The organism is Stenotrophomonas beteli (genome assembly GCF_001431665.1).
GTDB lineage: Bacteria > Pseudomonadota > Gammaproteobacteria > Xanthomonadales > Xanthomonadaceae > Stenotrophomonas > Stenotrophomonas beteli.
In genome coordinates, this window is the sequence record NZ_LLXV01000027.1 from 34,837 (window position 1) to 54,948 (window position 20,112).

17 protein-coding genes are annotated in these 20,112 nt (G+C 66.8%); 13 read left to right on the forward strand and 4 right to left on the reverse strand.

Annotated elements, in window-relative coordinates:
• Window positions 1-3 precede the first annotated feature (3 nt).
• The gene (locus ARC23_RS06835; protein ID WP_057496546.1) at window positions 4-606 is read right to left on the reverse strand and encodes a lipocalin family protein; all 603 of its coding nucleotides are present in this window, start codon (window positions 604-606) and stop codon (window positions 4-6) included.
• Window positions 607-734: 128 nt separating this feature from the next.
• Here ARC23_RS06835 and ARC23_RS06840 point away from each other — a divergent pair, with 128 nt between their 5' ends.
• Both ARC23_RS06840 and ARC23_RS06845 read left to right on the forward strand, forming a co-directional pair.
• Window positions 735-1,058 carry a hypothetical protein gene (locus ARC23_RS06840; protein ID WP_057496547.1) on the forward strand — a complete coding sequence of 108 codons (324 nt, stop codon included), beginning with the start codon at window positions 735-737 and terminating at the stop codon, window positions 1,056-1,058.
• A 69-nt stretch (window positions 1,059-1,127) separates the two neighbouring features.
• Entirely contained in the window at window positions 1,128-3,224 is a 2,097-nt protein-coding gene (locus tag ARC23_RS06845; protein WP_057496549.1) for a prolyl oligopeptidase family serine peptidase, read from the forward strand.
• A gap of 118 nt (window positions 3,225-3,342) precedes the next feature.
• Here ARC23_RS06845 and ARC23_RS06850 read toward each other — a convergent pair whose 3' ends face one another.
• Window positions 3,343-4,536, reverse strand: a complete 1,194-nt coding sequence (locus tag ARC23_RS06850) for a pyridoxal phosphate-dependent aminotransferase (RefSeq protein WP_057496554.1) — start codon at window positions 4,534-4,536, stop codon at window positions 3,343-3,345.
• Between the two features lie 143 nt (window positions 4,537-4,679).
• Here ARC23_RS06850 and ARC23_RS06855 point away from each other — a divergent pair, with 143 nt between their 5' ends.
• From ARC23_RS06855 to hslU, 8 genes are all read left to right on the forward strand, one after another.
• Complete coding sequence (locus tag ARC23_RS06855; protein WP_057496612.1) at window positions 4,680-6,791, forward strand: S9 family peptidase; 2,112 nt, start codon at window positions 4,680-4,682, stop codon at window positions 6,789-6,791.
• A gap of 54 nt (window positions 6,792-6,845) precedes the next feature.
• A complete protein-coding gene (locus ARC23_RS06860; RefSeq protein WP_057496555.1) occupies window positions 6,846-7,271 on the forward strand; it encodes a YbaN family protein in 426 nt (141 codons plus the stop codon).
• Between the two features lie 82 nt (window positions 7,272-7,353).
• A complete protein-coding gene (lptM, locus tag ARC23_RS06865; RefSeq protein WP_057496556.1) occupies window positions 7,354-7,617 on the forward strand; it encodes an LPS translocon maturation chaperone LptM in 264 nt (87 codons plus the stop codon).
• Window positions 7,610-8,461 (forward strand): diaminopimelate epimerase, encoded by an 852-nt coding sequence (dapF, locus tag ARC23_RS06870; protein ID WP_057496557.1) that lies wholly within the window; start codon window positions 7,610-7,612, stop codon window positions 8,459-8,461. The genes lptM and dapF overlap by 8 nt, the downstream gene beginning before the upstream one ends.
• Window positions 8,458-9,132, forward strand: a complete 675-nt coding sequence (locus ARC23_RS06875; RefSeq protein ID WP_057496558.1) for a DUF484 family protein — start codon at window positions 8,458-8,460, stop codon at window positions 9,130-9,132. Before dapF ends, ARC23_RS06875 begins: the two co-directional genes overlap by 4 nt.
• 16 nt (window positions 9,133-9,148) lie before the next feature.
• Window positions 9,149-10,045 carry a tyrosine recombinase XerC gene (gene xerC / locus ARC23_RS06880; protein ID WP_057496559.1) on the forward strand — a complete coding sequence of 299 codons (897 nt, stop codon included), beginning with the start codon at window positions 9,149-9,151 and terminating at the stop codon, window positions 10,043-10,045.
• Between the two features lie 85 nt (window positions 10,046-10,130).
• On the forward strand, window positions 10,131-10,682 hold the full coding sequence (gene hslV, locus ARC23_RS06885) for an ATP-dependent protease subunit HslV (RefSeq protein ID WP_005411093.1): 552 nt from the start codon (window positions 10,131-10,133) through the stop codon (window positions 10,680-10,682).
• Between the two features lie 94 nt (window positions 10,683-10,776).
• A complete protein-coding gene (gene hslU / locus ARC23_RS06890; protein WP_057496560.1) occupies window positions 10,777-12,150 on the forward strand; it encodes an ATP-dependent protease ATPase subunit HslU in 1,374 nt (457 codons plus the stop codon).
• A 96-nt stretch (window positions 12,151-12,246) separates the two neighbouring features.
• On the opposite strand, the gene ARC23_RS06895 is transcribed toward hslU, so the two are convergent.
• Window positions 12,247-13,239, reverse strand: coding sequence for a Gfo/Idh/MocA family protein (locus ARC23_RS06895; protein ID WP_057496561.1), 993 nt, complete (start codon window positions 13,237-13,239; stop codon window positions 12,247-12,249).
• A 45-nt stretch (window positions 13,240-13,284) separates the two neighbouring features.
• Window positions 13,285-13,944: an efflux transporter SmeDEF transcriptional repressor SmeT gene (smeT, locus tag ARC23_RS06900; protein WP_057496562.1), complete on the reverse strand. Its 660-nt coding sequence runs from the start codon at window positions 13,942-13,944 to the stop codon at window positions 13,285-13,287.
• 208 nt (window positions 13,945-14,152) lie between these two features.
• On the opposite strand from smeT, the gene smeD reads away from it, so the two are divergent.
• The 3 genes from smeD (at window position 14,153) to smeF (ending at window position 19,983) form a co-directional block, all read left to right on the forward strand.
• On the forward strand, window positions 14,153-15,337 hold the full coding sequence (smeD, locus tag ARC23_RS06905; RefSeq protein WP_057496563.1) for a multidrug efflux RND transporter periplasmic adaptor subunit SmeD: 1,185 nt from the start codon (window positions 14,153-14,155) through the stop codon (window positions 15,335-15,337).
• Between the two features lie 12 nt (window positions 15,338-15,349).
• Window positions 15,350-18,472 carry a multidrug efflux RND transporter permease subunit SmeE gene (gene smeE, locus ARC23_RS06910; RefSeq protein ID WP_057496564.1) on the forward strand — a complete coding sequence of 1,041 codons (3,123 nt, stop codon included), beginning with the start codon at window positions 15,350-15,352 and terminating at the stop codon, window positions 18,470-18,472.
• 110 nt (window positions 18,473-18,582) lie between these two features.
• Complete coding sequence (gene smeF / locus ARC23_RS06915) at window positions 18,583-19,983, forward strand: multidrug efflux RND transporter outer membrane subunit SmeF (RefSeq protein WP_152985219.1); 1,401 nt, start codon at window positions 18,583-18,585, stop codon at window positions 19,981-19,983.
• Window positions 19,984-20,112: the final 129 nt, after the last annotated feature.

The following is a 20,112-nucleotide window of genomic DNA, read 5'->3' on the forward strand; positions in this document are numbered from 1 at the left end:
CGATCAACGCGCGTTGGGTACTTCGAAGCCCAGCTTGCCGACCTGCTCGGGGTGCTGCGGCACGCGCTTGAGCTTGTCGGTGTTCACGCCGTACTCGTCACGCAGGCGCTCGGCCAGCTCCTTGTACAGGGCCTTGTCCATGTCCGGCGTGCGCGAGAAGATCCAGGCCATCTCACGGCCCGGGTAACCGATCAGCGCCCACGAGTAATCCGGGGCGACTTCCAGCACCCGCGAGTGGGTGGGCACCACGCGGTAGAACCAGGTGCGCCAGCCGTGGTTGCCGCTGTCCGGGTCGACGCTGGCGCGCGCGCGTACTTCCTGCAGCGGTTCGCCGAAGCCATCGCGGTAACGGTAGGTGATGCCGACCTTGTGCGCGTCGCGCAGTTCGTACTCGTTGACGCTGGCCACGTGCCCGCGCTCGATGAAGTTCGGCACGCGGCCGATCACGTACCAGGTGCCCATGAAGCGCTTCAGGTCGATCGGCGCATCCGGATCGGCGGCGCGTGGGACGCTGGCACGGGGTGATGGCGGCTCACTGGCCGCCATGGCGGGGCCCGCCAGGGACAGGGCCAGCAACACGGCGCAGAGCGGGCGGATCGAAGTCATGCGGGAGCGGGCTCAGGAGGGCTTTGCCTGAGCATGGTCGACTGAGCGTGCGCGATCCGTCAATGGTGTCGCAACCTGTGAGAAGGGGCTTGCCCAAGCTGTGTTGCATTGTCTACCGGAGAAGCCCCATGAACGCACGTTCTGTCCGTCGCCCTGCAACTGAACGCGTCATCGAACGCGCCGACCCACGCCTGCTGCGCGGCGTGCGGCAACTGGCGCTGGCCGGGCTGGCGCTGGTACTGGTCTGGCCGGCGGCACGTGGCAGCAGCGGATGGGTGGGGTGGCTGCCGATGTGGCTGGTGGGCATGCCGCTCGCAGCCTGGTGGGCGCTGCTGCGCTTTCCGCTGCCGCGCCTGTCATGGCTGCGGCTGGTGCGGCGTACCGGTGGACCGGCGCGCCGTCGGCCGGTTCCGGCTGCGCGTGGCCGGCGCAGTCCGGCGGCCCCGGCCTGACCTTCGACACGGGGGAGCCCGCGACATTCCGTGCTAGCGTTCCACGGCTTATGACTGCCTGGAGCTGCAATGTCACGACTCGCTTCCGCCTGCCTGCTGGCCGGCATGATGACCGCTGCCTCGGTGGGGACCGCCGTGGCCGCTGAAGACACCGATCGCTACGCCTGGCTGGAGGACGTCACCGGCGACAAGCCGCTGTCCTGGGTCAAGGAACAGAATGCCAAGTCCGAGGCGCGCCTGGCGCAGAGCCCGGCTTTCAAGGAGATGGAGACCCGCATCCGCGAGGTGCTCGACTCCGATGCCAAGATTCCCGGCGTGCAGAAGATCGGCGATTACTACTACAACTTCTGGAAGGACCAGCAGCACGAACGCGGCCTGTGGCGGCGCACCACCCTGGCCGAGTACCGCAAGGCTTCGCCGCAGTGGGAGACCGTGCTCGACCTGGATGCACTGAACAAGGCCGAGGGTGAGAACTGGGTCTGGCACGGCGCCGACTGCCTGCGCCCCGATTACAGCCGCTGCCTGATCGCGCTGTCGCGCGGCGGCGCTGACGCGGACGTGACCCGCGAGTTCGATCTGGCCAACAAGACCTGGATCAAGGACGGCTTCTTCCGTCCGGAATCGAAGGGCGGCCTCAACTGGGTTGATCGCGACACGGTGTTCGTCTACACCGACTTCGGTGCCGGCTCGATGACCACTTCCGGCTACCCGCGCGTGGCCAAGCTGTGGAAGCGCGGCACGCCGATGGCTTCGGCCACCGTGGTGTATGAAGGCAAGCCGGAGGACATGTACATCGCGGCGATGCACGATGACACCCCGGGCTTCGAACGCAACCTGGTCAGCCGCACCCTGGCCTTCTACAACAACGAGCTGTATCTGCGCAGCGACGATGGCACGCTGACCAAGATCGATGCGCCGAATTCGGCCGAGAAAGGCCTGCACAAGCAGTGGCTGACCCTGGAGCTGCGCGATCCGTGGACCGTGGGCGGCAAGACGTACGCGTCCGGTTCGCTGCTGGCGACGAAGCTGGATGACTTCCTGGCCGGCAAGCGCGAGTTCGACGTGCTGTTCACCCCGACCGCGACCACCTCGCTGGCCAGCGCCACCTGGACCAAAAGCCACCTGGTGCTGAACGTGCTGGACGATGTCAAGAACCGCCTGTCGGTGCTGACCCCGGGCGCCAACGGCTGGCAGACCAGCCGCTTCGTCGGCGCGCCGGCCTTCGGCACGCTGGCCGTGGGCGCGGTGGACAGCAATGACAGCGACGCGGTGTGGCTGACCGCCACCGATTACCTGACCCCGACCACGCTGGCCCTGGCCGAGATCGGCCAGGCCCCGGAAACGCTGAAGACCATGCCGGCCTTCTTCGATGCCAAGGGCAAGGTGATCGAGCAGCACTTCGCCACCAGCAAGGATGGCACCCGCGTGCCGTACTTCGTCGTGCACGACAAGGCGATGAAGCTCGATGGCTCCAACCCGACCCTGCTGTACGGCTACGGTGGCTTCGAGATTTCGCTGACCCCGGGCTATTCCGGTGGCATGGGCCGCGCCTGGCTGGAGAAGGGCGGCGTGTACGTGGTCGCCAACATCCGTGGTGGCGGCGAGTACGGCCCGCGCTGGCACCAGGCCGCGCTGAAGCAGAACCGCCACAAGGCCTATGAAGACATGGCCGCAGTGGCGCGCGATCTGGTCAAGCGCAGGATCACCAGCGCCAAGCACCTGGGCGTGCAGGGCGGCAGCAACGGTGGCCTGCTGACCGGCAACATGCTGACCCAGTACCCGGAGCTGTTCGGTGCGGTGGTGGTGCAGGTGCCGCTGCTGGACATGAAGCGCTACAGCCATCTGCTGGCCGGCGCCTCGTGGATGGCCGAGTACGGCAACCCGGACACCAGCGACTGGAACTTCATCAAGACCTTCTCGCCGTACCACCTGTTCGATGCGAAGAAGAGCTACCCGCCGGTGTTGTTCACCACCTCCACCCGCGATGACCGCGTGCATCCGGGCCATGCCCGCAAGATGGCGGCGAAGATGATCGATGCAGGCAAGGACGTGACCTACTACGAGAACATCGAAGGGGGCCACGGCGGCGCAGCCAACAACGCGCAGGCCGCACATATGTCGGCGCTGGCCTACAGCTTCCTGTGGGAGCGGTTGGGCGGTAAATAAGCACAACGGAAAACGCCGCCCCCGGGCGGCGTTTTTCATTACCGGTAGTGCCGGCCGCTGGCCGGCAAACGGGGGATGCGTGGATGATGCCGTTGCCGGCCAGCGGCCGGCACGACCGTCAACGTGATCCCTGCCAGCGCTCCAACCCGCGCGCAATCCGCGCCACCGCCTCCTGCAACCGCGGCACTTCCTGCGTATAGGCCAGCCGCACGTGCTGGTTCGCACGGTGGAAGCCGAAATCCAGCCCCGGGGTGAATGCCACGTGCTCGGTTTCCAGGAAATGCGCACAGAATGCCTGCGCGTCGTCGGTGAAGGCACTGACATCGGCGTAAAGATAGAACGCACCCTGCGGTTCCACCTCGATGCGGAATCCGAGCTCGCGCAACGCGGGCAGCAGGAAATCGCGGCGCTGCCGGAATGCTTCCCGGCGCTGTTCGAAGATCGCCATCGCTTCTTCGCTGAAACACGCCAGCGCCGCGTGCTGGGCGATGCTCGACGCGCTGATGTACAGGTTCTGTGCCAGCTTCTCCAGGTCCGGTACCGCTGCCGGCGGTGCCACCAGCCAACCCAGCCGCCAGCCGGTCATGCCGAAGTACTTGGAGAAGCTGTTCAGCACGAACGCACTGTCGTCCACCTGCAGCACGCTGGGCGCATCCAGGCCATAAGTCAGGCCGTGATAGATCTCGTCCACCACCAGGTGACCGCCGCGCGCGCGCAGCGTCCTGGACAGGGCCGCCAGTTCGTCGGCCGACAGCACGGTGCCGGTCGGGTTGGCCGGCGAGGCTACCAGTGCGCCGACGCTGTCGCTGTTCCAGTGCTGTTCCACCAGCGACGGGGTCAACTGGTAGGCCGTCTTCGGGCCAACCGGCACCAGTTGCGCGCCGCCTTCCACCAGGCGCAGGAAGTGGCGGTTGCACGGGTAGCCGGGGTCGGCCAGCAGCCAGTGGCGGCCTGGATCGACCAGCAGGCTGCTGGCCAGCAGCAGCGCACCGGAGCCGCCGGGGGTGACCAGGATGCGTTCGGGGTCGATGTCCAGCCCGTAGTGGCTGCCATAGAAGCCGCTGATCGCCTGGCGCAGGGCCGGCAGCCCGCGTGCGGCGGTGTAGCGGGTATGGCCGGCGGCCAGTGCGGCCTGGCCGGCGCGCACGATGGGTCCGGCGGTGGTGAAGTCCGGCTCGCCGATCTCCAGGTGGATCACATCGTGGCCGGCCTGTTCCAGCGCCTGCGCGCGGGCCAGCAGGGACATCACGTGGAATGGGGCGATTTCATGGCTGCGCCGGCTGTAGCCCGGCGTGTGGGGCAGGGTACTCATGTGCCCATGGTACGCCGGCCGGTACGACCCATGACGATCCGCAGGGTTGCCGCATTGCCGGGATTGGGGTCAGATCCCTTTTCGGGAAAACGGATCTGACCCCGCCGAAGACCATTGCATTGATGCGCCAGGAACCCTACTTCATGAAATCCACCCTCTGCCTGTTGCTTGCCAGCCTGATGACCACCACTGCCACCGCCGCCACTCCGCCCGTTCCGCCGGATGCCGCCAAGCATCCGCATGTGGTCAAGGCGCCGTTCGGCGCGACCCGCAACGACGACTATTACTGGCTGCGCGACGACAAGCGCGAGAACAAGGACATGCTGGCCTACCTGCAGGCCGAGAATGCCTATGCTGACCAGCTGCTGGCACCGCTCAAGCCGCTGGAAGACACGCTCTACAAGGAGATCGTGGGCCGCATCAAGCAGGACGATTCCAGCGTGCCTGCGCGTGAGCGCGGCTACTGGTACTACAGCCGCTTCGAGACCGGCCAGGACTACCCGATCCACGCCCGCCGCAAGGGCAGCATGGACGCGGCCGAAGAGATCCTGCTGGACGTCAACGCGATGGCCGCCGGCAAGGGCTACTTCAGCGTCGGATCGATGGAAGTGAGCCAGGACAACCAGCTGCTGGCCTGGGCCGATGATGACGTGGGCCGCCGCCAGTACACGATCCGCTTCAAGGACCTGCGCACCGGCCAGGTGCTGCCCGATGTGATCACAGGCAGTTCCGGCGACCTGGTCTGGGCCGATGACAACCGCACCGTGCTCTATGTCGAGAACGATCCGGAAACGCTGCTGACCGTGCGCGTGAAGAAGCACGTGCTGGGCACCCCGGCCAGCACCGACACCGTCGTCTACGAAGAGAAGGACGACAGCTTCTACATGGGCATCGGCCGCACCCGCGACGATCGCTTCATCACCATCGGCGTGCACAGCACGGTGTCTTCGGAAGAGCGCTACGCGCCGGCCAGCGACCCGACCACGTTCACCGTGCTGGCCCCGCGCCAGCGTGATGTCGAATACGATGCCGACCACTACGACGGCCGCTGGGTGATCCGCACCAACGACGGGGCGAAGAACTTCAAGCTGGTCACCGCACCGACCGATGCCACCTCCCGCGCACAGTGGAAAGACTGGATTGCGCATGACGATGCGGTGTTCATCGAAGGCTTCGAACTGTTCGACAGCTACACCGCCATCGCTGAACGTTCCGAGGGCCTGGAGCGCATCCGCCTGCTGTTCAAGGATGGCCGCAGCGACTACGTGAAGGCTGATGAGCCGGCGTACTCGATGGGCCTGGGCGACAACACCGAGGCCGATACGCCGTGGCTGCGCTACGTCTACACCTCGATGACCACCCCGACCACCGTGTTCGAACTGAACACCGCCACCGGTGAGCGCCGCCAACTGAAGGTGCAGCCGGTGATCGGCTATGACGCCTCGAAGTACGAAACCGACCGCGTCTGGATCACCGCGCGCGATGGCGTGAAGGTGCCGGTGTCGCTGGTCTACCGCAAGGGCTACCAGAAGGATGGCAAGGGCGCGCTGTTCCAGTACGCCTACGGCAGCTACGGCATGTCGATGGACCCGTACTTCAACCAGACGGCGGTCAGCCTGCTCGATCGTGGCGTGGTGTATGCCATCGCCCACATCCGCGGTGGCCAGGAAATGGGCCGCGACTGGTACGAGAACGGCAAGCTGCTGCACAAGCAGAACACCTTCAACGACTTCATTGATGTCACCCGCGGCCTGGTCGCGCAGGGCTGGGCGGCGAAGGATCGCGTCGCCGCGTCCGGCGGCAGCGCCGGTGGCCTGCTGATGGGCGCGGTGGCCAACCAGGCGCCGCAGGATTACCGGGTGATGGTGGCGCAGGTGCCGTTCGTCGACGTGGTCACCACCATGCTCGACCCGACCATTCCGCTGACCACCAACGAGTACGACGAGTGGGGCAACCCGGAACAGAAACAGTATTACGACTACATGCTGTCCTACTCCCCCTACGACAACGTGAAGCAGCAGGCCTACCCGGCGCTGTTCGTGGGCACCGGCCTGTGGGATTCGCAGGTGCAGTACTGGGAGCCGGCCAAGTGGGTGGCCAAGCTGCGTGACGACAACACCGGCCACCACCCGATCCTGTTCCGCACCAACATGGAGGCCGGGCATGGTGGCAAGTCCGGGCGTTTCCAGCGCTACCGCGAGCTGTCCGAGTCGTACGCGTTCGTGCTGCAGCAGCTGGGCCTCGCCCAGCCGTGACGACGACAGGGTGCCGGGCGTTGCCTGGCACCCTGAACCGGTATCCTTGCGGCCATGAGCCCGCCTGATCCCGTCACCCGCGATGCCGCCACGCCGCCGCGCGTGGTGCGGTTCCGCTGGGCCTGGTGGCTGCTGGCGTACGCCAGCCTGGGCACCGGCATCGTCGGCATCTTCGTGCCGGGCCTGCCCACCACCGTATTCATCCTGATCTCGGCCTGGGCCGCCTCGCGCGGGTCCGATCGCCTGCACACCTGGCTGCTGCAGCACCCGCGCTTCGGCCCGGCCATCGCCAACTGGCAGGCGCATGGCGCGGTCAGCCGCTACGGCAAGTGGATGGCCACGATCACCATGGCCGTGTGCGCGGGCATCATGCTGTGGTGCGTGCCGATTGCCTGGGTGAAATGGTTCTCCATCAGCAGCATGACCGTGGTGGCGATCTGGCTGTGGACCCGGCCGTTGCCGCCACCGCCCGCGGATTGAGCGCCGGCGGTAGTACCGGCTGCTGGCCGGCAACCCGATTCCCTGCACCAACCGCTCAGCCACCAATGGCTATACTCGGGGCATGAAGATCCCCCATCGAAACGCCATCCTGATTCCGCTGGCAGCGGCCTCGCTGCTGCTCCTCGCCGCCTGCGGCAACAAGGGCCCGCTGGTACTGCCGCAGAAGCCGGTGCCGGTGGAAGAAGCCGTTGAACCGGCGGCCGAGCCCGCCACCGAGGCGACCCCGGCGCAGACCGAGGGCACCGGTACCCCGGCCACGACCGCAGAGCCGGCACCGCAGCCGACGCCAGCACCGGAGAAGAAGGCGGGCAGCGGGAATGAGTAAGGCCGGTTCCAGGGCCCTGCGCTTCAGCAAGATGCACGGCGCGGGCAATGATTTCGTAGTGATCGACCTGCGTGACGGCACGCTGCCGCCGACGCCCGAGCTGGCCGCGCGCCTGGCCGACCGCCACACCGGCGTCGGCTGCGACCAGATCCTGACCATCGAGGCGCCGCGTGCGGAAGGCTCGGTGGCCTCGTACCGCATCTGGAATGCCGACGGTTCCAATTCCGAGCAGTGCGGCAACGGGGCGCGCTGCATCGCGGCCTGGCTGGTGCGCGAGGGCAGTGCGCAGGGCGATGCGTTCGTCATCGACAGCCCGCTGTCCAGCCATGAAGTGAAGGTGCTCGGTGATGGGCAATTCGCGGTAACCATGGGCGTGCCCGCGTTCGAGCCGGCCAACGTGCCGCTGATGGGCTTTGCCCACCCGCGCGAGGAATACCTGCTGCCACTGCAGGGCGAGAGCGTACGCTTCGCCGCAGTGTCGATGGGCAACCCGCATGCGGTGATCGAAGTAGGCCTGATCGATGCTGCTCCGGTTGAACGCGTGGGTTCGCTGCTGCAGCAGCATGCGTCGTTCCCGCGCTCGGTGAACGTGGGCTTCGCCCAGGTGATGGGCCCGGCGCACGCCCGCCTGCGCGTGTTCGAGCGCGGCGTCGGCGAAACCCTGGCCTGCGGCAGTGGCGCCTGCGCCGCCGCGGTAACCCTGATGCAGCGCGGCCGCCTGCAGCGCGATGCCCGCATCAGCCTGCCCGGTGGCGACCTGCGCATCCAGTGGCCGGGCGATGGCCAGCCGGTGGTGATGGCCGGCCCGACCGCATTCGTCTTCGAAGGGGAGTGGATGGCATGACCGAAACCGTCGACAAGCTCGGGGCCCATGAAGTCGCTGCCTGGTTGCGGCGTCATCCCGGCTTCCTCAAGCAGTTCCCGGACCTGGCCCTGACCCTGGTGGTGCCGCGCGATGACGGCCCGACCGCATCGCTGGCCAGCTACCAGCTGGAAGTGCTGCGCGAGAAGAACCGCGAGCTGGCACGACGGTTGGCCGACCTGGGCGCGACCGCCCAGGTCAACGAACGCCTGGCGGTGCGCACGCACCAGCTGACCCTGGCGCTGATGAAGCAGGACAACGCGGCTGACACCCTGCGCGCGATGGCCGCATCGCTGCAGGAAGACTTCGCCGGCGACCTGGTGAGGCTGGTGGTGCACACGCCGGTGGCCGGGCTGGAACAGGCCGACTGGCTGCAGGTGATTGCCGCCGATGATCCGCAGCTGGGCCCGTTCCGCGACTGCCTGAAGGACGGTGAGCCGATCTGCGGCCGCCTGCAGCCGGAGAAGAACGCCGTGCTGTACGGCGTGCGCAACGAGGAAGTGCAGACCACCGCACTGCTGCCGCTGCCGGGCGTGGGCCTGATTGCCGTGGGCAGCCACGATCCGAACCGCTTCTACCCGGGCATGGGCACGCTGTTCCTGCGCATGATGGGCGACGCCCTGGCCACCGGCCTGAAGCGCTTCGCAGGCTGAGCAGGACACCACGACGATGAGCGCGGTACAGGCCTTCCTGCAGCACCTGCAGGTGGAGCGGCGGATGTCGGCGCATACGCTTGACGCCTACCGCCGCGACCTGGACGCACTCTCGGCCTGGGCCGAGCCGCGTAGCGTCGCAGTGGAGGCACTCGATGCAGACGCGCTGCGCCAGTTCATTGCCGACGAGCATCGCCGTGGCCTTTCGGCCAAGAGCCTGCAGCGCCGCTTGTCGGCCTGCCGCAGCTTCTACGCCTGGCTGCTCAAGCACGGTCGCATCGAAGTGAGTCCGGCGGCGACGCTGAAGGCACCGCGCGCACCGCGCCGGTTGCCGCAGGTGCTCGATGCCGACGAAGCCGTGCAGCTGGTCGAGCTGGAACCGGAAGGCGAGCTTGGCCGCCGTGACCGCGCACTGCTGGAACTGTTCTACTCCTCCGGCCTGCGCCTGAGCGAAGTCTGCGCACTGACCTGGCGCGACCTGGATTTCGCCAGCGGCCTGGTCAATGTGATGGGCAAGGGCAACCGCCAGCGCCGGGTGCCGTTCGGGCGGCCGGCACGCGAAGCGCTGCAGGCCTGGCGTGCGGAAAGTGGTGGCGGCCCGGCCTCGCCGGTGTTTCCCGGCCGCAACGGGCCGATCAGCCAGCGCGCGGTGCAGATCCGCATCCGCCAGCTGGCGCAGCGCCAGGGCCTGTTCAAGCACGTGCACCCGCACATGCTGCGGCACAGTTTTGCCAGCCATATCCTGGAATCATCGGGTGATCTGCGCGGTGTGCAGGAGCTGCTCGGCCACGCCGACATCGCCACCACCCAGATCTACACCCACCTCGATTTCCAGCACCTGGCCAAGGTCTACGACGCTGCGCACCCACGCGCCAAGCGCCGCAGCGGCAAAGCGGGCAGCGCAGAAAGCTGAACGTTGCCCCTGTGGCAGGCGGTGGCAGGTGGCTTGAAGGGCGCAGCGCAGTCCCCACCTCTGGTTCTGTCACCCCGGAGGCATCATGGACCCCAGTCAGAACCCCAACGTTTTCCACGCCACCACCATCGTCTGCGTCCGTCGCGGCGAGCACGTGGCCATTGCCGGCGACGGCCAGGTCACGCTGGGCCACACCGTGATGAAGGGCAATGCACGCAAGGTGCGCCGCCTGGGCCGTGATGGCCAGGTGCTGGCCGGCTTTGCCGGGGCCGCGGCCGATGCCTTCACCCTGTTCGAGCTGTTCGAGGCCAAGCTGGAAAAGCACGGTCAGCTGCAGCGCGCAGCGGTGGAGCTGGCCAAGGATTGGCGCACCGAGCGCCGCCTGGGCAAGCTGGAAGCCCTGCTGGCAGTGGCCGACAAGGAAACCTCGCTGATCATCAGCGGCACCGGTGATGTGATCGAGCCGGAGGACGGCATCATCGCCATCGGTTCTGGTGGTTCGTATGCCCTGTCGGCTGCGCGCGCGCTGATGGCGCACACCGAACTGGATGCGCGCACCATCGCCAGCGAAGCGATCGGCATCGCCGGCGACATCTGCATCTACACCAACCGCAACGTGGTGGTCGAGGAGCTGTGACCGCTCTTCTGTAGTGCCGAGCCATGCTCGGCAGGGCTGCCCGTCAGCCGAGCATGGCTCGGCTCTACATGCATCTGAATCCGTGAGCACATCCATGTCGAAGATCGAAGTTTCCTCCGCCACCATGACCCCGCGCGAGATCGTGCAGGAACTGGACCGGCACATCGTCGGCCAGCACGACGCCAAGCGCGCGGTGGCCATCGCCCTGCGCAACCGCTGGCGCCGCATGCAACTGCCGGCCGAACTGCGCAATGAAGTGATGCCGAAGAACATCCTGATGATCGGCCCGACCGGCGTCGGCAAGACCGAGATCGCGCGCCGCCTGGCCACGCTGGCCAACGCGCCGTTCGTGAAGGTCGAAGCGACCCGCTTCACCGAAGTCGGCTATGTCGGCAAGGACGTCGAGCAGATCATCCGCGACCTGGCCGATACCGCGGTCAAGCTGTATCGCGAACAGGCCAAGGTGCGCGTGCGTACCCAGGCCGAAGAACGTGCCGAAGACCGCATCCTCGATGCGCTGCTGCCACGTCGCAGCGGTGGCATCGGTTTCGATCCGGAAGTCGCCCGCAACGAGCCGTCGGCGCAGGACAACGAGACCCGCATCAAGTTCCGCAAGATGCTGCGCAACGGTGAGCTGGACGAGCGCGAGATCGAACTCGACCTGGCCGCCAACGTCAGCATGGACATCATGACCCCGCCGGGCATGGAGGAAATGGGCCAGCAGCTGAAGTCGATGTTCGCCAACCTCGGTGGTGGCGCCAAGGCGCACAAGCGCACGCTGACCATCAAGGCCGCACGCCCGTTGCTGGTGGAAGAAGAGGCCGGCAAGCTGGTCAACGAGGACGACATCCGCACCGCGGCGATCGAGGCCTGCGAACAGCACGGCATCGTGTTCATCGACGAGATCGACAAGGTGGCCAAGCGCGGCGACAACGTGGGCGGCGGCGATGTCTCGCGCGAAGGCGTGCAGCGTGACCTGCTGCCGCTGGTGGAAGGTTCCAACGTGTCGACCAAGTACGGCACGATCAAGACCGACCACATCCTGTTCATCGCGTCGGGCGCGTTCCACCTGGCCAAGCCCAGCGACCTGATTCCGGAGCTGCAGGGTCGTTTCCCGATCCGCGTGGAACTGGGTGCGCTGAGCAAGGGTGATTTCGTGCGTATCCTGACCGAACCGAAGGCCGCGCTGACCAAGCAGTACGAAGCGTTGCTGGCCACCGAGGGCGTCAAGGTCAGCTTCACCGCCGATGCCATCGAGCGCCTGGCCGAGATTGCCTTCCAGGTGAACGAGCGGCAGGAGAACATCGGTGCCCGCCGCCTGCACACCGTGCTGGAGCGCCTGCTGGATTCGCTCAGCTACGAGGCACCGGACCGCGACGGTGAAAGCCTGGCGATCGACAGCGCCTACGTCGACAAGCACCTGGGTGAGCTGGTGCAGGACCCGGACCTGAGCCGCTACATCCTGTAATGCCCGGTGGGGTCGGGTCCCTCGCCGTGGCGAGGGCGCTGACCCCATCCACTGCAGCAGAAAAGGCCGCCGCAAGGTGGCCTTTTTCTTGTGCGGTCAGCGCGATTGCCGGGTGCGGTAGTCCCGCAGCACCTGGTCGATCACTGCATTGGTGCGGGCGGCGCTGATGCCGTTCGAGGGCGAGTGCCCGTTGCCGCGCAGTTCGTCCACGAGGGAGGCGATCAAGGGCTGCTGGATCGACGGCGGGTTGGGGATATCGAATGTCTGCACGCCTGCTTCGGTTTCCAGTACCACTGGAACATCCTCGAAGGTGGCAAAGCGCAGCTGCCCGCGGTCGCCGGTGATCTCGATCTCATCCTGGCGGCGGAACGCGCAGAAACTCCAGTGCGCGATGCCATGCGCGCCCATTGCGGTGCGGAAGCACATCGAAACGCTGTCTTCGGCGGCGTAGGCGCCGGTCAACGAACTGGCCAGGCCACGCACATCGCGCAGCGGCCCCAGCAGATGGTCGAGCAGGTCCAGGGTATGCGAGCCCAGGTCGACGAACAGCCCGCCGCCGGCGATCGCGGGGTTGGTCCGCCAGAAGTCAGGCGATGCGGCATCCACTGAATGCGGCCGGTGCAGGGTGGCGCGCACGCTGCGCACTGTGCCGATCGCGCCGTCGTCCAGCAGCTGCTTCACCTGTGCGAAGCGGGGCAGGGCGCGGCGGTAGTAGGCAACGAACACGGGCACGCCGCTGCGGGCGCTGGCCGCGACGATGCGCTGGCACTGCTCGTGGTCCATGGCCATCGGCTTTTCGATGTAGACCGGCTTGCCTGCGGCGATCGCCTGCAATGCGTAGTGCATGTGCGTGGAGGGCGGCGTTGCAACGTAGACCGCGTTCACCTCCGGATCGGCGATGAGTGCATCGGCGTCCGCGTACCAGCGCGGAATCGCGTGGCGGCGTGCATAGTCTTCGGCCAATGCGGCATTGCGGCGCATGACCGCCACTACCCGTGAGCCGGGTGTTCTGGCCAGGGCGGGGCCGCTTTTCTTCTCGGTGACGCTGCCGCAGCCGATGAAGCCCCACACCACGTTGTCCAGGATCATCGATCTGTCCTTACAGGAGGGCCGCAGTGATGGGAGCAGCCTCGCTCACGCTTCCGGCAACGGCTCGGGCACCGTTCCGGGCACGAACACGCCGTCCTTCACATAGGCGGCCAGGGTCATGTCCAGCGCGAGCATGCCATCGCGCTTGAGGTCCATCAGGTCTGGTTCAACCATTGCGCCGTGCAGCACGCCCAGGATGGTCGCGTGCAGCATGCGCGCGGCGATCTTCGGGTCGGCACCCTCGCGCAGCTGGCCCAGATCGCGGGCGCGGCGCAGGGCACGCTCCATCCGGTCCAGCGCATCGCGGAAACCGGCCTGCTGCATTTCGGTCAGCACCCTGGTATCGGCCGACGCATCGCTGCGCAGCATGATCTCCATGGTCTTGCGCAGGCGCTCGTCCTCGGACAGCTCGATGAACGAGTGGATCATCACCGCGCGCAGGTCGTGCACCGGCGTGTCGCGCTGGTCGGTCGAGGTGCGCTCCAGCTCCTGCATGAAAGGCAGGTGCACGCGCTCGATGATCGCGGCCAGCACCTCGCTCTTGTTCTTGAAGTGCCAGTAGACAGCGCCCCGCGTGTAACCGGCGCGGGCACCGATCATCTCCAGCGTGGTACGGGCCACGCCGTGTTCATGGAAGCAGGCTTCGGCGGCGTCAAGGATGCCTTCCCGGGTTGCCTGGGTGTCCTCTTTGGTCTTGCGGGCCATGGATGGGTACGAGTGCGGGTGAAACGTGGCTGAATTGTACCGGTTTACAAACAAACAAGCATGTATGTATATTTCGCTCCCATCATTCCCGCCGTGTAGCTGGCAGGCCGCCTGAGGCTGCCGCCGTACGCCGGAGCGCGTTGCCTGCCGGCCCCGCCGGTCGATATCAGCGCTTTTTGAGATTCCTTCCCCTGAGAGCCTTTCCGTCATGTTGCTGAGCCGAATCCGACCCCTCGCGCTGTCGCTGGCGATCGCTGCGACCGTGGCTGCCTGTGGCGGCCAACCCCAGGCCCCCGAGCAGGGCCCGGGCGAGGTCAGCGTGGTCACGCTGAAGTCCGAGACCGTGGGCCTGACCCGCGAACTGCCGGGCCGCACCAATGCCTTCCTGGTTGCCGAAGTGCGCCCGCAGGTCAACGGCATCGTCGCCAAGCGCCTGTTCACCGAAGGCGGCATGGTCAAGGCTGGCGAGCCGCTGTACCAGATCGAGGACGCCAGCTACCGCGCCCAGGCCAACAGCGCCCGCGCCCAGCTGGCCCGCGCCGAAGCCACCGCCAACGCCGCCCGCCTGAGCGCCAGGCGCATCACCGAGTTGGCCAAGGTCGATGCGGTCAGCCAGCAGGACCTGGAAAACGCCGTGGCCGCGCAGAAGCAGGCCGAAGCTGACGTCGGCGCCGCCAAGGCCTCGCTGGATGCGGCCAACGTCACCCTGGGCTATGCCCGCATCACCGCGCCGATCAGTGGCCGCATCGGCAAGTCCAGCGTCACCCAGGGCGCGCTGGTCAGCGCCGGACAGGCCAACGCACTGGCCACGGTGCAGCAACTGGACCCGATCTATGTCGACCTGACCCAGTCCTCGGCCGAGCTGCTGCAGCTGCGCCGCGAACTGGCTGCCGGCCGCCTGCAGGACAACCAGACCCTGCCGGTCAGCATCCTGATGGAAGACGGCAGCACCTTCGAGCACAAGGGCTCGCTGGAGTTTTCCGAGGTCAGTGTCGATCCGGCCACCGGCAGCTTCGGCCTGCGCGTGAAGGTGGACAACCCGGACGGCCTGCTGATGCCGGGCATGTACGTGCGCGCGGTGATCGGCGGCGGCGTGCGCAGCGATGCGGTGCTGGTGCCGATGCAGGGCATCGCCCGCGACCCGAAGGGCGACACCACCGCGATGGTGGTCGGCAAGGACAACAAGGTCGAAGTGCGCCCGGTCAAGGTCAGCCGCACGGTCGGCGACAAGTGGCTGGTCGAGGACGGCCTGAAGGCCGGCGACAAGGTCATCGTCGAAGGCCTGCAGAAGATCGGCCCCGGCATGCCGGTCAAGGCCACCGAGAAGGGCGCTGCACCGGCCAAGCCGGCGGCCGCCGCCCAGCCTGCCGCTCCGGCCGGCGACGCGAAGTAAGCGGAGAACCCTATGGCACGCTTTTTCATCGATCGACCCATCTTCGCGTGGGTCATCGCCATCATCATCATGCTCGTCGGCGGCCTGGCCCTGTTCAAGCTGCCGGTCTCGATGTACCCCAACGTCGCACCGCCGGCGGTGGAAATCAGCGCCACCTACCCGGGTGCGTCGGCCAAGGTGGTCGAGGACTCGGTGACGCAGATCATCGAGCAGAACATGAAGGGCCTTGATGGCCTGATCTACTTCTCCTCCAACAGCTCGTCCAACGGCCAGGCCACCATCACCCTGACCTTCGAGAGCGGCACCAACCCGGACATTGCCCAGGTGCAGGTGCAGAACAAGCTGCAGCTGGCCATGCCGCTGCTGCCACAGGAAGTGCAGCGGCAGGGCATCAACGTGGCCAAGTCCAGCTCGGGCTTCCTCAACGTCATCGCGTTCGTGTCCGAGGACGGCAGCATGGACGCCAACGACATCGCCGACTATGTCGGTTCGAATGTCGTTGATCGTCTGAGCCGCGTGCCGGGCGTGGGCAACATCCAGGTGTTCGGTGGCAAGTACGCCATGCGCATCTGGCTGGACCCGAACAAGCTGCACACCTACGGCCTGTCGGTTGCCGAGGTGACCGCAGCGGTAAAGGCACAGAACGCCCAGGTGGCGATCGGCCAGCTCGGCGGTGCGCCGTCGGTGAAGGGCCAGCAGCTCAATGCCACCATCAACGCGCAGTCGCGCCTGCAGACCCCGGAACAGTTCCGCAACATCATCGTGCGCGGCGCACAGGACGGTGCCGAGCTGCGTTTGGGCGATGTCGCCCGCGTTGAACTGGGTGCCGAGTCCTACGACTTCGTCACCCGCTACAACGGCCAGCCGGCCAGCGGCCTGGCGGTGACCCTGGCCACCGGCGCCAACGCGCTGGATACCGCTGCCGGCGTGGATGCCGCGCTGGAGGACATGAAGAGCTTCTTCCCGGCCGGATTGAAGGCCGAGATCCCGTACGACACCACCCCGTTCGTGCGCGTGTCGATCAAGGGCGTGGTGCAGACCCTGATCGAAGCGATCGTGCTGGTGTTCGTGGTGATGTACCTGTTCCTGCAGAACTTCCGCGCCACTCTGATCCCGACCATCGCCGTGCCGGTGGTGCTGCTGGGTACCTTCGGCGTGCTGGCCATGCTCGGCTTCTCGGTGAACATGCTGACCATGTTCGCGATGGTGCTGGCGATCGGCCTGCTGGTGGACGATGCCATCGTGGTGGTGGAGAACGTCGAGCGCATCATGTCCGAGGAAGGGCTGTCGCCGCTGGAGGCCACCCGCAAGTCGATGGGCCAGATCACCGGTGCGCTGGTGGGTATCGGCCTGGTGCTGTCGGCGGTGTTCGTGCCGATGGCCTTCATGAGCGGCTCCACCGGCGTGATCTACCGGCAGTTCTCGGCCACGATCGTCTCTGCGATGGCGCTGTCGGTGCTGGTGGCGATCGTGCTGACCCCGGCACTGTGCGCGACCATGCTCAAGCCGTTGAAGAAGGGTGAGCACCACGTCGCCCACCGTGGCCTGGCCGGTCGCTTCTTCAATGGCTTCAACCGTGGCTTCGACCGCACCAGCGAAAGCTACCAGCGCGGCGTGCGCGGCATCCTCCACCGTCCGTGGCGCTTCATGGGCATCGTGGCGGCGCTGTTCGTGCTGATGGGCGTGTTGTTCGTGCGCCTGCCCAGCTCGTTCCTGCCCAACGAAGACCAGGGCGTGCTGATGGCGCTGGTGCAGGCGCCGGTCGGTGCCACCCAGGAACGTACGCTGGAATCGATCGCGGCCCTGGAAAACCACTTCCTGCAGAACGAGAAGGATGCGGTGGACTCGGTGTTCTCGGTGCAGGGCTTCAGCTTCGCCGGCATGGGCCAGAACGCCGGCATGGCGTTCGTCAAGCTGAAGGACTGGAGCGAGCGTGACGCCGACAATGGCGTGATGCCGATTACCGGCCGTGCGATGGCGTCGCTGGGCCAGATCAAGGATGCCTTCATCTTCGCCTTCCCGCCGCCGGCCATTCCGGAGCTGGGTACCGCCTCGGGCTACACCTTCTTCCTGAAGGACAACAGCGGCCAGGGCCACGAGGCACTGGTGGCCGCACGCAACCAGCTGCTGGGCCTCGCCGCCGGCAGCAAGAAGCTGGCCAACGTGCGCCCGAACGGCCAGGAGGATACGCCGCAGTTCCGCATCGACATCGACGCGGCCAAGGCGACCTCGCTGGGGCTGTCGATCGACCAGATCAACGGCACACTGGCCGCCGCGTGGGGCAGCTCGTATATCGACGACTTCGTCGATCGTGGCCGCGTCAAGCGCGTGTTCGTGCAGGCCGACCAGCCGTTCCGCATGGTGCCGGAGGACTTCGATCTCTGGTCCGTGAAGAACGACAAGGGCGAGATGGTGCCGTTCAGCGCGTTCGCCAGCAAGCACTGGGACTACGGCTCGCCGCGCCTGGAACGCTACAACGGCGTGTCGGCGATGGAAATCCAGGGCGAACCGGCCCCGGGTGTCGCCTCCGGTGACGCCATGGCCGAGATCGAACAGCTGGCCAAGCAGCTGCCGGCGGGCTTCGGCATCGAGTGGACGGCGATGTCCTACCAGGAACGCCAGGCCGGTTCGCAGACGCCGCTGCTGTACACGCTGTCGCTGATGATCGTGTTCCTGTGCCTGGCCGCGATGTACGAAAGCTGGAGCGTGCCGACCGCGGTGCTGCTGGCCGCTCCGCTGGGTATCCTCGGCGCGGTGCTGGCCAACACCTTCAAGGGCCTGGAGCGCGACATCTACTTCCAGGTGGCGATGCTGACCACGGTGGGCCTGACCAGCAAGAACGCGATCCTGATCGTCGAATTCGCCAAGGAAAACCTGGAGAAGGGCGCCGGCCTGATCGAATCGATCATGCATGCCGTGCGCGACCGCCTGCGTCCGATCGTGATGACCTCGCTGGCCTTCGGCATGGGCGTGGTACCGCTGGCGATCTCCACCGGTGCCGGCTCCGGCGCCAAGCAGGCGATCGGCACCGGCGTGCTCGGCGGCATGATTGTCGGCACCGTGCTCGGCGTGTTCTTCGTGCCGCTGTTCTTCGTGGTGGTGCAGCGCGTGTTCAAGCGCAGATCCACGACGTGACCTGAAACGGTAGTGCCGGCCGCTGGCCGGCACCTACTGCTTGCTTGATGTGAATCCAACGAGGTTGCCGGCCAGCGGCCGGCACTACCTCCTGCCATCCGGCAGTACCGATGGAAGTCATCCCCATGAAAAGTGCATCCCTGTTCCTTTCCATTGCCGCCGCGCTCGCGCTGGCCGGCTGCTCCACCCTGGTGCCGAAGGATACTGCCGTCGCTCCGGCGATTCCGGCGCAGTGGCCGGTAGACGCTGCGCAGGGCCAGGTGGCCGATGTCGCCACCGTCGGCTGGCGCGACTTCTTCACCGATGCGCGCCTGCAGCAGGTGATCGAGCAGTCGCTGCAGAACAACCGCGACCTGCGCGTGGCCGTGCTCAACGTTGAACGCGCACGCGGCCAGTACCGCGTGCAGCGCGCCGACCGCGTGCCCGGCGTGGCCGTCACTGGCCAGATGCAGCGCCAGGGCACCGACGCCGGTGTCACCGAGCAGTTCAGCGCCGGTGCCGGCGTGGCCGACTTCGAGCTGGACCTGTTCGGCCGCGTGCGCAATCTCAGTGAAGCGGCGCTGCAGCAGTACTTCGCCGTCGCCGCCAACCGCCGCAACGCGCAGTTGAGCCTGGTGGCCGAGACGGCCACCGCATGGCTGACCTACGGTGCCGATGCGCAGCGGCTGAAGATCGCCGAGGCCACGCTGAAAACCTACGAGGACTCGCTGCGCCTGGCCCAAGCCCGCCACGAACGTGGTGGTAGTTCGGCGCTGGAGCTGACCCAGACCCGTACCCTGGTCGAGACCGCACGCACCGATGCCGCGCGCCTGCGCGGCCAGCTGGCCCAGGACCGCAACGCGCTGGCGCTGCTGGCCGGCGGCCAGCTCGATCCGGCGCTGCTGCCGGACAGCATCGAACCGCAGCTGCTGGCATTGGCCCCGCCGCCGGCCGGCCTGCCCAGCGATGTGCTGCTGCAGCGCCCGGACATCATGGCCGCCGAACACCAGTTGCTGGCGGCCAACGCCAATATCGGTGCGGCACGCGCGGCGTTCTTCCCCAGCATCTCGCTGACCGGCAGCATCGGCAGCGGTTCGAGCGAACTGTCCAACCTGTTCGACAGCGGAACGCGGGTATGGAGCTTCCTGCCGAAGATCACCCTGCCGATCTTCCAGGGCGGCAAGCTGCGCGCCAACCTGGCCATCGCCAACGCCGATCGTGACATCGCACTGGCACAGTACGAGAAGTCGATCCAGGTGGGCTTCCGCGAAACCGCCGATGCGCTGGCGTTGAATGTCAGCCTGGATGAGCAGGTGAGTTCACAGCAGCGCCTGGTGGAAGCGGCCGAACAGGCCAACCGCCTGTCGCAGGCACGCTACGACGCGGGGCTGGACAGCTTTGTCACCCTGCTCGATGCGCGGCGTACCGCCTACAACGCGCAGCAGACCCAGCTGCAGGCGCAGCTGGCCCAGCAGGCCAACCGCATCACCCTGTACAAGGTGCTGGGCGGCGGCTGGCACGAGCGCAGCTGAGCAGCGCTCCTGGCAGATGCCAACCTTGGTTGGCACGAATGCGTCAGCGCAGGCGGCTGGCCCTGTGCCAACCAAGGTTGGCAGCTCCTGAAGATCGATGGCAGAGCCGGCCGCCGGCCGGCATTGTCA

Bases quoted from the DNA above. Each gene is read 5' to 3' on its own strand.
- ARC23_RS06835 (WP_057496546.1), bottom strand. From the start codon at position 606: ATGACTTCGATCCGCCCGCTCTGCGCCGTGTTGCTGGCCCTGTCCCTG.
- dapF (WP_057496557.1), top strand. From the start codon at position 7,610: ATGAGTAAGGCCGGTTCCAGGGCCCTGCGCTTCAGCAAGATGCACGGC.
- xerC (WP_057496559.1), top strand. From the start codon at position 9,149: ATGAGCGCGGTACAGGCCTTCCTGCAGCACCTGCAGGTGGAGCGGCGG.
- ARC23_RS06845 (WP_057496549.1), top strand. From the start codon at position 1,128: ATGTCACGACTCGCTTCCGCCTGCCTGCTGGCCGGCATGATGACCGCT.
- smeF (WP_152985219.1), top strand. From the start codon at position 18,583: ATGGAAGTCATCCCCATGAAAAGTGCATCCCTGTTCCTTTCCATTGCC.
- ARC23_RS06840 (WP_057496547.1), top strand. From the start codon at position 735: ATGAACGCACGTTCTGTCCGTCGCCCTGCAACTGAACGCGTCATCGAA.
- smeE (WP_057496564.1), top strand. From the start codon at position 15,350: ATGGCACGCTTTTTCATCGATCGACCCATCTTCGCGTGGGTCATCGCC.
- lptM (WP_057496556.1), top strand. From the start codon at position 7,354: ATGAAGATCCCCCATCGAAACGCCATCCTGATTCCGCTGGCAGCGGCC.
- ARC23_RS06860 (WP_057496555.1), top strand. From the start codon at position 6,846: ATGAGCCCGCCTGATCCCGTCACCCGCGATGCCGCCACGCCGCCGCGC.
- smeD (WP_057496563.1), top strand. From the start codon at position 14,153: ATGTTGCTGAGCCGAATCCGACCCCTCGCGCTGTCGCTGGCGATCGCT.
- hslV (WP_005411093.1), top strand. From the start codon at position 10,131: ATGGACCCCAGTCAGAACCCCAACGTTTTCCACGCCACCACCATCGTC.
- ARC23_RS06895 (WP_057496561.1), bottom strand. From the start codon at position 13,239: ATGATCCTGGACAACGTGGTGTGGGGCTTCATCGGCTGCGGCAGCGTC.
- smeT (WP_057496562.1), bottom strand. From the start codon at position 13,944: ATGGCCCGCAAGACCAAAGAGGACACCCAGGCAACCCGGGAAGGCATC.
- ARC23_RS06875 (WP_057496558.1), top strand. From the start codon at position 8,458: ATGACCGAAACCGTCGACAAGCTCGGGGCCCATGAAGTCGCTGCCTGG.
- ARC23_RS06855 (WP_057496612.1), top strand. From the start codon at position 4,680: ATGAAATCCACCCTCTGCCTGTTGCTTGCCAGCCTGATGACCACCACT.
- ARC23_RS06850 (WP_057496554.1), bottom strand. From the start codon at position 4,536: ATGAGTACCCTGCCCCACACGCCGGGCTACAGCCGGCGCAGCCATGAA.
- hslU (WP_057496560.1), top strand. From the start codon at position 10,777: ATGTCGAAGATCGAAGTTTCCTCCGCCACCATGACCCCGCGCGAGATC.